A 12,032-nucleotide genomic window follows, 5' to 3' on the forward strand; every position below is an offset into this window, starting at 1 on the left:
TTCGTCGTGCAAAAGTACTATTAATCTTAAAATTTAATGTGATTTTAACAACGAATTTTTCTATTTTCACAAAGGATTATGTATTGTGTAGTTGGTTTGTTTATTTTTGCGATGATGCAACAGATTAAAAAACTTTGTGATTTTTATATTCACGCCAGTATTCACGTTTCGATGTCGGTTTTGGCGTTGGTACTAATGACGAACCACATGTTTCAGAAATCGTTCGATTTGCCCATGGCTGGTTTTGCATTCTTTGGCACTTTGTTCGGTTATAATTTTGTGAAATATGAAGTTTATTTTAGAAATAAATTACCTATTCGAAAAGGGCTACAGCCAATTTTAATGATGAGTTTGTTTGCTTTAGTCGCTTCAGCGTATTTCTTTTTTTATTTGAAATTTAAAACACAAATAACAGCAGTTGTGTTTTTTGGGCTGACCTTTTTATATACCGTTCCCGTTTTTTCAACAAAGAAAAATATGCGAAACTGGACCGGAATTAAAATTTATATTGTTGCCTTTTGTTGGGCAGGAGTGACCACTTTATTGCCAATGATGAATTTTGGAATAGACCAATACCAAGACATTTTTATTAAGTTTTGCCAACGCTTTTTATTGGTAATCGTCTTAATTTTAATTTTTGAAATCATAGATTCAAAATACGACGATCCGTCTTTGTTCACCGTTCCGCAGAAAATTGGCATTGCCAAAACAAAATGGTTGGGATTTTTACTTCTAATTCCTTTCTATTTTTTAGAATTTTTTAAAATAGAAATTGACAACAATCAATTGATTGCAAATGTTATTCTTGTTGCGGTAACGTCCGCTTTTTTATTTTTTGCCAATGAAAATCGGAACAGGTATTATACCACTTTTTGGGTAGAAAGCATTCCGATATTTTGGCTTGGACTACTTATTGGTTTTCAGCTTTTGACTTGATGAATTCGTTTCGTTCCGTAATGAAGGTGGTAAGATGGTTTCGGAGAATAAGTTTATCAAAGATTTCTCCGAACAGTCCAAAGGGAGTTTGGTATTCAATTTTATCCTCCATTATCGTTTTTCCATCCTGCGAATGAAACGTATGGGTGTGTTTAAAACTTTTAAATCGGCCTCTAATCATTTCATCTACGAAATAATTGGGACTCATCATTTCGGGAATAATACTCGTATGAGTTAAGTAAACCCCGAAATGCTTGCCTCGCCAAGTAACTGTTTCTCCTTTATTTATTAAACCAGAAGTTACCCCATCTATGGCTGTTTCGTTAGAGCTTGCAGTTGATTCTTTATGAGTATCAATGCTTCGTGCCAAATCAAAAACCAACGTTATCGGAGCACTTATTTCTGTACGTAAATGTATAGTTGTCATTAATTTATTTTTAATTTATTAAAACTATACTTTAGTTTTAATACAATCTAAGCTTCGTCTTTAGTTGTTCTCACTAAACTTATTCCAGCGAAGAAGAAAACAAAACCTAAAACTCCGTAAATAATCAAAGATCTAATATCTTGATTTCCGCCACCTGTATTTGCAAATAAAACGGCTGTGTAAATTAACCCACCAATTCCCAACGCGGTAAGAATTGCTCCAAAGATTCTTTTAAGATTCATAATTTCTATTTTTAATAATTGTTTAACCAAAAATAGACAATGTCATGCTGTGTTAAATTACAGTATTTTGACCGAATGTATGAGGTTTCCAATTTTTTCAATTATACTAGTTGGTGTAAAATAACGTAAAAACTCAACAAATAAAATTATTACAACTTGTGAATTAAGTGTTTTTTTAAGGTAAAACATTCTTTTGTTCAATACTTATTTTAGAACCTTTCGCGACGAAACAAGAAGCAGGGTTCAGTGTTTGTAGAAACGAAAACTCTTCGCCGTAAGTAGTTTTAAAATCAACATTTAGTGTGTAGTCCAGTACTTTATGTTGGTTCCATCTTGGATGTTTTACTTCGTATTCAACTGTTTTCTTTCTTGGTGAAATAGAATAGCCGTAATAATGTTCAGAAATGAATTCTGCTTCTGAATGTTCTTCAATGGGAATTAATTCGTTTTCGGTTTTCACTGACATCGAATTCCACATATTATTTTTTTTCCATTCGTATTTAAATAGTAAAGAATCATTTACAGAAGTTCGTTCGTGACGCATAGGCAAAGTTTGGTATTGCTCATTATATAATGTGTTTGCAACAAAAGTTATGGCGTGTTTCGGAACAATCTCTTTTACAAAGACAACGCCTCTTTTCCAAATTCCATCTTCAAATCGCTTAACGTAAAACCGTAAGTTCACTTCTTCAAAGTTGACATGAAAAGGGATTTTCATTCCTAAAACTTTTACATCTTCAAACATGAAACCAATCAAGCTTATGTAACATTTGTCATTCCATAAATCGATTTCTGTTCCTTTTGGAATATACTTCTCCAGCACTTTTGGATTGATTTCGTAGTTTATAAATAGTAAATCGTTCCATTCTGCATTCATAAAACTTCTTTTTTCCGTTTTATTCGAATATATTATGAGAGATAGGTAAATTGCTAAAAATAATGGAATTGGAAATAATATATAGGTTAGAATGTCACTGCTGAAAATTTTGACATTTAAAAACCACATTGCAAAAAATAATAAAACGGTCATTATGTAAATTTGAAGTCTAGCACTCCTACTATCATGGTAAAGTAAGTATAGTCCTAAAATAACTTGGATTAGTCCTGTAAAGATTGTTAAAAAAAGAGCATAAGCAATATAATCTCCTTGAGAATCATTTACGACTAAACCTAGAATCAATAAGAAGGTAGGCACTCCAATTGCGATTGTGTTCAAAATTTTTAATGCTTTCATAATTTTATCTATATTAAACTTTCAGAAAATATTGAAAGTTATTATTAAAAAAAAAGGATCGTTTAGCGCATGATTTTCATCACTAAACGACCAATCCAGTTGTCTTTTATTTCAGTTACTTTATCAATCATATTGTCGGCTTTCAAAACAAAGTCGTATAATTTTGAAGTTTGCTCTACGAAATGTTTGGTTTCCAATGAAGTTGCCCGATTTATAGACGAAACATCTTTCAAAACTTTCAATGCAGGTTTGATTTCACGCTTGCTTCGTTCTTTCGCTATTTTCACAGCAAGTTCGTCCAAATCCTTTTCAGCAGTGAAAAACTCTTTTCTTTCGCCAGATTTATACTCTTTATAAACAATTCCCCAATCCATTAAAGCGCGTAAATTCATAGAAGCATTTCCACGAGAAATCAACAATTCATCCATAACGTCTTCCATAGAAAGTGGTTCAGCAGAAACCATCAACAACGCATGAATTTGCGCCATCGTTTTGTTGATTCCCCATTGTGAACCTAACGCGCCCCAAGTTTGAATGAATTTATTTTTTGCTTCTTTGAATTCCATACAACAAATGTAAATAAAAGTTTTTAAAGTTTCAATATAAAATGAAAGTTTAATTATTTTTTGATTAAAGTTTAATATTGTTGAATACCAATTGATTTACAGCGAATTTACTCTAAAAAAACCCCGTCAGAGTTCAAAACTCTGACGGGGTTTGGTAAATTAAATCAATCCAGCCCTTTTCAACAATGCTTCCGGTTTCGGTTCTTGACCTCTAAATCGTTTATACAAAACCATCGGATGTTCCGTTCCACCTTTTGAAAGAATATTATCTTTGAATTTTGTCGCTATTTCTTTATCAAAAATTCCCTTGTCTTGGAAATACGCAAACGCGTCTGCATCTAGAACTTCTGCCCATTTATAACTGTAATATCCAGAAGAATATCCGCCTTGAAAAATGTGCGAGAAAGCCGGACTCATAGCATTTTCGGCAACATCTGGAAACAAATTTGTTCCCGCAAAAGCTTCTTTTTCGAATGCTTTTACATTTTCGATAGTTTGCACTTTCCCATGATAAGCCATGTCTAACAGTCCAAAACTAATTTGACGCATCGTTGCCATTCCTTCTTGGAAACTCGCGCTTTCCTTTATTTTCTCTACATATTCTTGCGGAATAATTTCGCCCGTTTCATAGTGTTTTGCAAATAATGCTAAAGCTTCCGGTTCGTAACACCAATTCTCGAAAATCTGACTTGGCAATTCTACAAAATCCCAATACACTGAAGTTCCAGATAAACTTGGATAAACCGTATTTGCCAACATGCCGTGTAGTCCGTGTCCAAATTCGTGAAACAAAGTGGTCACTTCATTAAAGGTTAGGAGGGATGGTTTTTTAGAAGTTGGCGGTGTAAAGTTGCACACATTTGAAATATGTGGTCGGTCGTTCTTGCCATTTCTAATCGATTGTGATTTGTACGAAGTCATCCAAGCGCCGTTTCGCTTTCCTTTTCTTGGAAAAAAATCTGCATAAAAAACCGCAACCAATTCACTATTTTCGTCTGTAACTTCATAAGTCATGACGTCTTTGTGGTATTTTTCTACATCGAAAACTTCCGTAAATGTCAAGCCAAAAAGTTTGTTGGCGATTGTAAATGCGCCATTTAAAACGTTTTCTAATTTGAAATATGGTTTTAGTTTTTCATCATCCAAATTGAATAATTTCTGTTTCAATTTTTCCGAATAATAAGCGCTGTCCCATTTTTCCAAACAATCAATTCCGTCTAAATCTTTTGCGAAAGCAGTTAATTCTGCAAATTCTCTTTCTGCTGCAGGTTTTGCTTTTTCCAATAATTCATTTAAAAAAGAAATAACTTTATCCGGATTTTCAGCCATTCGTTCTTCCAAAACAAAATGCGAATGCGTTTTATAACCCAATAATTGAGCACGTTCATGACGCAAACGAACGATGTTTTTTACATTTTCTTGGTTGTCAAATTCGTTGTTTTGAAAGGCTTTTTTTCCTGCCGCAATGGCAAGTTCTTTTCGCAATTCGCGGTTATCAGCATAAGTCATGAAAGGTAAATAACTCGGCATATCCAAAGTAAAAATCCAACCTTCTAATTTTTTGCTTTCTGCTTCCGATTTTGCTGCTTCAATTACGCCTTCCGGCAAACCTTTCAAGTCAGCTTCATTGGTAACATGTAAATGGTAATTATTCGTTTCTGCCAAAACATTTTCGCCAAAAGTCAATTTTAATTTAGCCAATTGTGTGTCGATTTCGCGAAGTTTCGCTTTCTGCTCTTCATTTAATAAAGCCCCATTTCGAACAAAACCTTTATATTTTTTGTCGAGTAATGTTTGCTGTTCAGCGGTCAAATTTAAACTTTCTTTCTGGTCGTGAATGGCTTTTATTCGTTTGAATAAATCTTCATTCAATGTAATGTCGTTGCTGAATTCCGTCAATAATGGAGAAACTTCTTGTGCAATTTTCTGCATCTCTTCAGAAGTTTCAGCAGAATTCAAGTTGAAGAAAATCGATGATAATCTGTCCAAAGGATTTCCAGCAAAATCTAATGCTTCTAACGTGTTTTCAATTGTTGGAGCTTCCGTATTGTGAATTATTGCGTCAATTTCTGCTTTTGCATTTTTGATGTTTTCTTCAAATGCAGGTTTGAAATCTTCCATTTTAATTTGAGAAAATGGAGCGGTTTCGTATTTTGTGGTGAATTGTTTTGTGAGTAGTGTCATGTATGTTTTAAAATTTAACCGCGAAGTTCGCAAGGTGTTACGCAAAGTTCGCAAAGTTTTTAAATTAAGATTTTCAAATTGATTCAAGACTAACCATTATTGATGGTTTAGCATAGATAGCAATGTAAATCCTTCTATTTTTTTTCTTTAAAAAATAAAAGATTGAAATGTATAGCTGGAAATAGCTCCTGAAGAAAAGTATTCTATTTCCCTAAACTTTCCGACCCTTTCAAAACTGCTTGTTTCAAGCCTTCCTTATAAGCAATCATTTTTTCTAAAATTACAGGATTTGAACTTCCGATAATTTGAGCGGCTAAAATACCCGCATTTTTCGCACCATTTAAAGCTACAGTTGCAACAGGAACGCCGCCTGGCATTTGTAAAATAGACAAAACAGAATCCCAACCGTCAATAGAATTACTCGATTTTACGGGAACTCCGATGATTGGCAAAGGCGACATGGATGCTACCATTCCTGGTAAATGTGCAGCGCCACCCGCTCCGGCAATAATTACAGAAATTCCTCGAGTATGTGCATTTTTACTAAAATCAAATAGTTTTTCTGGCGTTCTGTGAGCCGAAACAATATCTACTTCTGTTTCGATTCCAAATTCTTTTAATATATCGATGGCGTCTTGCATAACCGGCATGTCGGAAATGGAACCCATTACTATGGCTACTTTCATAATTTTATTTTTTAATTTGTCACGAAATAATTGATGAGATAATACATTGTAACTATTAGACAAATATAACAGATGATTAATAGTACTATCGAAAAAAACGCCTTAATTCTTTCTCCTAAATATTCTTCTTTATCCCGTAAAGTTTCAAAATTCACCTTCAAAAGACTTGATGAGTCGGTTACTCTAAAGAAATTGATAAGAGCATCTAAAATATCCATCGTATAATTTAAATATATTTTTTCGAAACAAATTTCACAAATTTAATCTGTGAAAATTCGTGCAATCTGTGTTATTTTTTTTGACTAATCACGCGAATCGTTTTCTTCACTTCTTCTGCTACTTTTCTCGCTTCTTCCATATTTGAATTTACAATTGTAACGTGGCCCATTTTTCTAAAAGGTCTTGTTTCGCGTTTGCCATAAATATGAGGAGTAACACCGTCAATTGCTAATATTTTCTCGATATTTTCATAAACAACATCTCCGGAAAAACCTTCTTCGCCAACTAGATTCACCATAATTCCGTTGATTTTACTATCGGTGGCTCCTAAAGGTAAATCTAAAATGGCACGTAAATGATTTTCAAATTGCGAAGTATAACTTGCTTCAATAGAATAATGTCCTGAATTATGTGGACGTGGAGCAACTTCATTAATTAAAATATCGTCATTTTCGGTTTGAAACATTTCAACTGCTAAAAGTCCAACGTGACTGAAGGCTTCCGAAACTTGCAAAGCCAAAGTTCTTGCTTTTAGTGCCACTTTTTCATCGATTCTTGCAGGGCAAATTACATATTCCACTTGATTTGCTTCTGGGTGAAATTCCATTTCAACAACCGGATAGGTTTTAATTTCGCCTGATGGATTTCGAACTACGATAACGGCCAATTCATTTTTGAACGGAACCATATCTTCAGCAATACATTCCACATCTGGAAGATTTTCTAAATCTGAGGCATCGCGAATTATCTTCACGCCATTTCCGTCGTAACCAAATTCAGTGCTTTTCCACACGAAAGGAATGGGCAATTTCCCACCTAAAAAAGCAACCATCAATTCTTTTAAAGAAGCGTAAGTTGAAAAGTCAGAAGTGGGTAAATTGTTTTCTTTGTAAAAAGCTTTTTGACGGCCTTTATTTTGAATTCCTCGAAGTGTTTTTGGCGACGGATATACTTTAATTCCTTCAATTTCGAGTTGTTCCAAAGCTTCTAAATTGACCAATTCAATTTCAAAAGTCAACACATCTACTTTTTTTCCAAAATTATAAACGGTGTCATAATCCATCAAACTTCCTTGAAAAAACTGATTGCAAGCCATTCTACTTGGTGCTTCAGGACTTGGATCAAGAACGTAAGTTTGAATGTCAAATTTTCGAGTTTCGGATAAAAGCATTTTGCCCAATTGGCCTCCGCCTAAAATCCCAAGTTTGAAATCAGATGAAAAGTAATTCATGTTGTTGTGTTGTTGTTTGCGCAAAGATAGTTAGACAATTATGAACTGACAATTGATGCCACATATTCTTAACGTTTAAATTTCGCCATTGCTGCACGACTTGCAATTTGGTACGAAGGCAATTGACGCGGATATTCTTTCTCTATTAATTCAGTTAAAGTGCTTTTCAACCAAGGAAATTTCCCGCAAAAATGAGTCATTATCTTTAACGCGTTTACTTTAGTAGCTACTTTTTCGTCGGTAATAAACCAATCTAACGCTGTTTCTACGATTTCTTTTTCTTGCAAATCATTTAACGAAATCTTTGGAGATAAAATAATAAAAAGCAAAATGCGAGACATTCCTCGTACAGCGGAAACATGTTGGTATTTTGGAGCAATTTCAATTAATTGCGGTATATAATCAACAAGATGAAACACATCTTCTTCGGCAATTAGCTCGACAATTCGTGCTGCTTTATGGTGGTTTTGATAATTTAGGTCAAATGCAAGTTTGGTCAATTTTGCTAAAGAAAACGATTCATTCAAAACGGCCAATTTCAGTTCGTTTAAAGCAATTTTTGCCGCTTTGCCATTTTCTAATTTTTCTTTTAATTCTGAATTCATGATTGTAAATATAATAAATTAAAGGTGTTATTGGATTGAGGATTCAACTATACTTTGCGGTACAAACGGGAGAAAAGAAGAAGTAATTAGTATATTTGTGAGAAATACTTTTTCCAACAAATGATTTACTCCAGCAATAACGACAGTCCGTTTCAAGTTCAAATTTCTTTTCATAAAGTGGTGGAAACTTTGGAAAATATAGCTGCTTCAGATGTGGACTATCGAGTAAATTATGCGAAAGGTCTTTTAGAAGAAGTACGAAAATATCCCGAATTAACCGAAGGAATAACGGACTTTTCAGAGCTTTCCAAGCATGAAGTTTTAGTAAAGTATTTGCTTTCCGACTTATTTCCAACGGCTTTGACGAATAATGAGATTAAAGCTGCGGCAATTCCATTCAATAATATTATTTTTAATTATTCGGCACGATTTGGTACTATTTTAAAAAATGCAGGAAGTGTTTTTGATATGAAAGTACGGGATTTTGATGATGAGGAAGTGTATGTGATGAGCTGTTGTTTAATTTTGAAAAATTATTACAAGCGAAATATTGAATTCGTAAAACCACTTTTCTACGATATTCCCGACAAGAACGGTGTTTTGTGGCATTACAGAATTTTATATAATGTCGATTTTGTTGAAATATTTCCAAATCCGAATACTAAAATTCTGACACCAGAAGAAATAGATTTGCTGATTGATAATTACGATAATTATGCCTTATGGCGCGAAAAATTTCCTCCTGGAAGTTGGGTTTTAAAAGGATTTGGAATTATGAGTTTGTACGATGCTACAATCGAAAATGCAGTTTCAAATTTAAAAACAAATCTGTTAGGCAAAATAGATTATGCCGAAGATATTGCAAGAAAAATCGAACTTATTTTCAGGTCCATTTTTAAAGTTTCCGATTTAGAACTCGGATTTACCGCTGTGAATGTGGATGGTGGAAGTTTCATCAAAGCTCCTTTTAATGAAAATTTAAAAAGTTTTATTCTTGAAACTAATACTTTTGTATCGGAGGAACTTCCTTGCAGTCATCTGTTTGATTCGGTGGTTAAAGAGTACAAGTATTTGAGTGTTTCAGATTTAGAACTGTTTTTGAAAAAGAATCCGGATAATAAATTACTTCAAAATTTCTTTGAAGCTGGAATAAAAAGTTTTTTGTTGCTTCCGTTAATTTCAAACAATAAATTACTTGGTGTTGTTGAAATTGTTTCTTACCAAAAAAGACAATTAAACAGTATGAATGCTCATAAAATGGATATCGTGATGCCTTATTTACAGGAAACGATGGAGCGCTTTTATGAGGAAGTGGAGATGGAAATTGAGGCAATTATTCAGCGGGAATATACGGCAATTCATCCAAGTGTGTACTGGAAATTCAGGCAAGAAGCGGCACTGCATGTGGGTATCAAAACGGGATCTGAACTTCCTTATAAACAAATTAAATTTGAAAATGTATGGCCGCTTTATGGCCAGATCGATATTCAAAACTCTTCCGTCTTTAGAAATCAGATCATTTTAGAAGATTTAAATACACAAATTGATCTGCTTAGTTCGCTATTTGAAATGCTAAATAAGAGGAAGCCAATTCCTGTTTTTGAATCATTGACGGATAATTTACAAAGTTTTAAAATGTTGCTTTCAAAGATGTTGCAAGCTGATTCTGAAAGTATGATTCACGATTTTATTTTAAATGAATGTCATCCAGTTCTCGAAAAGATAAGAAGTTCGGATTCTGAAATTGAAGCCCTTGTTGCCGATTATTTTTCTAAAATTGATCCGCAAACGCACATGATTTACAAAGCCAGAAAGGAATACGACTACACACTATCCGTAATTAATAAAAAATTAGCGGCCGTTATTGACTTGGAGCAAGAAAAAGCACAGTCGCTTTTCCCTCATTATTATGAACGATTTAAAACGGACGGTGTAGAACATAACTTATATATTGGCGCTTCGATAAATCCGAAATTTACCTACAAAACAAAGTATTTAAAGTACTTGCGACTTTGGCAACTTGTCGTAATGTGCCATTTAGAGACGGAATATAATTTGCTAAGGGGAAATTTAAAATACAGCTTAGATGTCACTTCTTTAATTCTAGTTTTCAATAGTCCAATATCCATTCGATTTAGAATGGATGAAAAGAGATTTGATGTAGACGGTTCCTACAATGCACGATATGAAGTTGTAAAAAAGCGGATCGACAAAGCAAATATCAAAGACACATCAGAACGAATTACGAAAAAAGGTACAATCGTAATCGTTTATTCGCAAAAACACGAAGCTTCAGAATACACAAAGTACATTCGGTTTTTACAAAAGCAAAACTACTTAGATGCTAACGTTGAAAGTTTTGAAGTAGAAAATCTTCAAGGAGTTGCGGGTTTAAAAGGTTTTCGAGTTCCTGTGAATTACAAAAAAAACACAACCAATTTTAATTATCAAGAATTAATCGACGCATTTGAAAAATTTGAAAAAAATGGGATTTAAAGATTTTTGAAAGCGATCACAAACGCCGCTACTGAAATTAAAATACCAATCATGAATATGGTATAAGTTATTCGAAGTAATTTATACTTTCTGTTTAAAACCAGTCCCAAATAATACAAATCTTTGATCATCGATTCGTACAAATAGTCTTTATCTTTCATTAATTCTTTCATCGCCCAAGTATATTCTTCTAAAGGCATTTTGTAGAAGTTCCCAAAAAACAATAGATTTACCTTTCGTTCGTCAATATCTTTTCTAGTAAAAGATCCCGTGCTGACTTTAGGTCGTGTAGAAAGAATTGCAAATATGATGCTGATCACGCTGAAGAAAAGCATGATAAATGTAGGAATAACAAGATGTGCATTTCTCGCAGAATCTAATTTTGGAATCAAGGTTGAAAGTGCGATTGAAATAATAATCGCATTTACTGAAAGAAGAATATTCGCTTTACTGTCTGCAATTTGACTCAATTTCGTATGATTGTTTAACGTTACACGAAACATCGTATCAATTCCGCGTTCTGGAACGTCAATTTTGTCTAATTTCTTTTTGTTTAAAAGTGATTTAGTGCTTTTTTTATCCTGCTTTTTTTGTTCGAGTACAGTGATGTTTTTTTGAAGTTGTTCAGCGTTTTTTTCTTTTATGGGTTGCCAATTTTCCTTGGCATAATCCGTATAAAACTGATGTGAATCTTGAAAGAATTTCTGATTTTCGTAAGACCATTCTAAATCAGTAAACTTCATTTTGCGAGTAGTGCCAAATTCGAAACGCAGTAAATTACAATACTTAAAATAGTCCGGATTTCCAAAGTGAGCCCAGTCTGCGTCTCGAATGATCTTTTCTAATTTAGTTTGTGGTTCTTGATGCAATTCCGTTTTGCGAATCAATTGGCTTATAAGTTCAATTTTTGAAGCATCATAATGCTGTTCCTTTAAAAATGTTGTAGCAATTTCAATACTCAATTCCTCGTGCTTTTCGCAACCTTTTGTATATCCCGTATCGTGAAACCAAGCCGCAAGAAGTGCAATTTCCGTTTCATCCGCTGAGCAATTTTCAGCATCAAGTAATAATCTTGCACTTTTAACCACATTTAAAGTATGATTAAAATTATGGTAAGTATAATCTAAAGATAAATTATCTTTGAACAATTGATTGACAAAATCTTCGGTTTTCTGAACGATACTCATAAGAAAATAATATCCTGCA

General features: G+C 33.5%; 11 protein-coding genes. 2 read left to right on the top strand and 9 right to left on the bottom strand.

Annotated features, from left to right (window positions below; all coding sequences use genetic code 11):
- The first annotated feature begins 78 nt into the window (after positions 1-78).
- Positions 79-936, top strand: a complete 858-nt coding sequence (locus tag YWA_RS0109515) for a hypothetical protein (RefSeq protein WP_022828286.1) — start codon at positions 79-81, stop codon at positions 934-936.
- On the opposite strand, the gene YWA_RS0109520 is transcribed toward YWA_RS0109515, so the two are convergent.
- From YWA_RS0109520 to YWA_RS0109555, 8 genes are all read right to left on the bottom strand, one after another.
- Entirely contained in the window at positions 911-1,363 is a 453-nt protein-coding gene (locus YWA_RS0109520; RefSeq protein ID WP_022828287.1) for an SRPBCC family protein, read from the bottom strand. The genes YWA_RS0109515 and YWA_RS0109520 overlap by 26 nt on opposite strands.
- A 47-nt stretch (positions 1,364-1,410) precedes the next feature.
- On the bottom strand, positions 1,411-1,605 hold the full coding sequence (locus tag YWA_RS0109525) for a hypothetical protein (RefSeq protein ID WP_022828288.1): 195 nt from the start codon (positions 1,603-1,605) through the stop codon (positions 1,411-1,413).
- 175 nt (positions 1,606-1,780) lie between these two features.
- Positions 1,781-2,839: a YqjF family protein gene (locus YWA_RS0109530; RefSeq protein ID WP_022828289.1), complete on the bottom strand. Its 1,059-nt coding sequence runs from the start codon at positions 2,837-2,839 to the stop codon at positions 1,781-1,783.
- Positions 2,840-2,901: 62 nt separating this feature from the next.
- Positions 2,902-3,405, bottom strand: a complete 504-nt coding sequence (locus tag YWA_RS0109535) for a GbsR/MarR family transcriptional regulator (RefSeq protein WP_022828290.1) — start codon at positions 3,403-3,405, stop codon at positions 2,902-2,904.
- Between the two features lie 159 nt (positions 3,406-3,564).
- Complete coding sequence (locus YWA_RS0109540; protein WP_026718714.1) at positions 3,565-5,589, bottom strand: M3 family metallopeptidase; 2,025 nt, start codon at positions 5,587-5,589, stop codon at positions 3,565-3,567.
- A 203-nt stretch (positions 5,590-5,792) separates the two neighbouring features.
- Positions 5,793-6,278, bottom strand: a complete 486-nt coding sequence (gene purE / locus YWA_RS0109545) for a 5-(carboxyamino)imidazole ribonucleotide mutase (protein ID WP_026718715.1) — start codon at positions 6,276-6,278, stop codon at positions 5,793-5,795.
- Positions 6,279-6,564: 286 nt separating this feature from the next.
- Positions 6,565-7,725, bottom strand: a complete 1,161-nt coding sequence (locus YWA_RS0109550) for a 5-(carboxyamino)imidazole ribonucleotide synthase (RefSeq protein WP_022828293.1) — start codon at positions 7,723-7,725, stop codon at positions 6,565-6,567.
- 68 nt (positions 7,726-7,793) lie between these two features.
- Positions 7,794-8,330: a hypothetical protein gene (locus tag YWA_RS0109555; protein WP_022828294.1), complete on the bottom strand. Its 537-nt coding sequence runs from the start codon at positions 8,328-8,330 to the stop codon at positions 7,794-7,796.
- 120 nt (positions 8,331-8,450) lie between these two features.
- Between YWA_RS0109555 and YWA_RS0109560 the strand changes: the two genes are divergently transcribed.
- Complete coding sequence (locus YWA_RS0109560) at positions 8,451-10,826, top strand: GAF domain-containing protein (protein ID WP_022828295.1); 2,376 nt, start codon at positions 8,451-8,453, stop codon at positions 10,824-10,826.
- On the opposite strand, the gene YWA_RS0109565 is transcribed toward YWA_RS0109560, so the two are convergent.
- Entirely contained in the window at positions 10,823-12,013 is a 1,191-nt protein-coding gene (locus YWA_RS0109565; RefSeq protein ID WP_022828296.1) for a Pycsar system effector family protein, read from the bottom strand. The two genes, YWA_RS0109560 and YWA_RS0109565, sit on opposite strands and share 4 nt — an antisense overlap.
- Positions 12,014-12,032 lie beyond the last annotated feature (19 nt).

Origin of the sequence: Flavobacterium antarcticum DSM 19726 (assembly GCF_000419685.1) — a bacterium.
GTDB lineage: Bacteria > Bacteroidota > Bacteroidia > Flavobacteriales > Flavobacteriaceae > Flavobacterium > Flavobacterium antarcticum.

Bases quoted from the DNA above. Each gene is read 5' to 3' on its own strand.
- YWA_RS0109515 (WP_022828286.1), top strand. From the start codon at position 79: ATGTATTGTGTAGTTGGTTTGTTTATTTTTGCGATGATGCAACAGATT.
- YWA_RS0109520 (WP_022828287.1), bottom strand. From the start codon at position 1,363: ATGACAACTATACATTTACGTACAGAAATAAGTGCTCCGATAACGTTG.
- YWA_RS0109525 (WP_022828288.1), bottom strand. From the start codon at position 1,605: ATGAATCTTAAAAGAATCTTTGGAGCAATTCTTACCGCGTTGGGAATT.
- YWA_RS0109530 (WP_022828289.1), bottom strand. From the start codon at position 2,839: ATGAAAGCATTAAAAATTTTGAACACAATCGCAATTGGAGTGCCTACC.
- YWA_RS0109535 (WP_022828290.1), bottom strand. From the start codon at position 3,405: ATGGAATTCAAAGAAGCAAAAAATAAATTCATTCAAACTTGGGGCGCG.
- YWA_RS0109540 (WP_026718714.1), bottom strand. From the start codon at position 5,589: ATGACACTACTCACAAAACAATTCACCACAAAATACGAAACCGCTCCA.
- YWA_RS0109550 (WP_022828293.1), bottom strand. From the start codon at position 7,725: ATGAATTACTTTTCATCTGATTTCAAACTTGGGATTTTAGGCGGAGGC.
- YWA_RS0109555 (WP_022828294.1), bottom strand. From the start codon at position 8,330: ATGAATTCAGAATTAAAAGAAAAATTAGAAAATGGCAAAGCGGCAAAA.
- YWA_RS0109560 (WP_022828295.1), top strand. From the start codon at position 8,451: ATGATTTACTCCAGCAATAACGACAGTCCGTTTCAAGTTCAAATTTCT.
- YWA_RS0109565 (WP_022828296.1), bottom strand. From the start codon at position 12,013: ATGAGTATCGTTCAGAAAACCGAAGATTTTGTCAATCAATTGTTCAAA.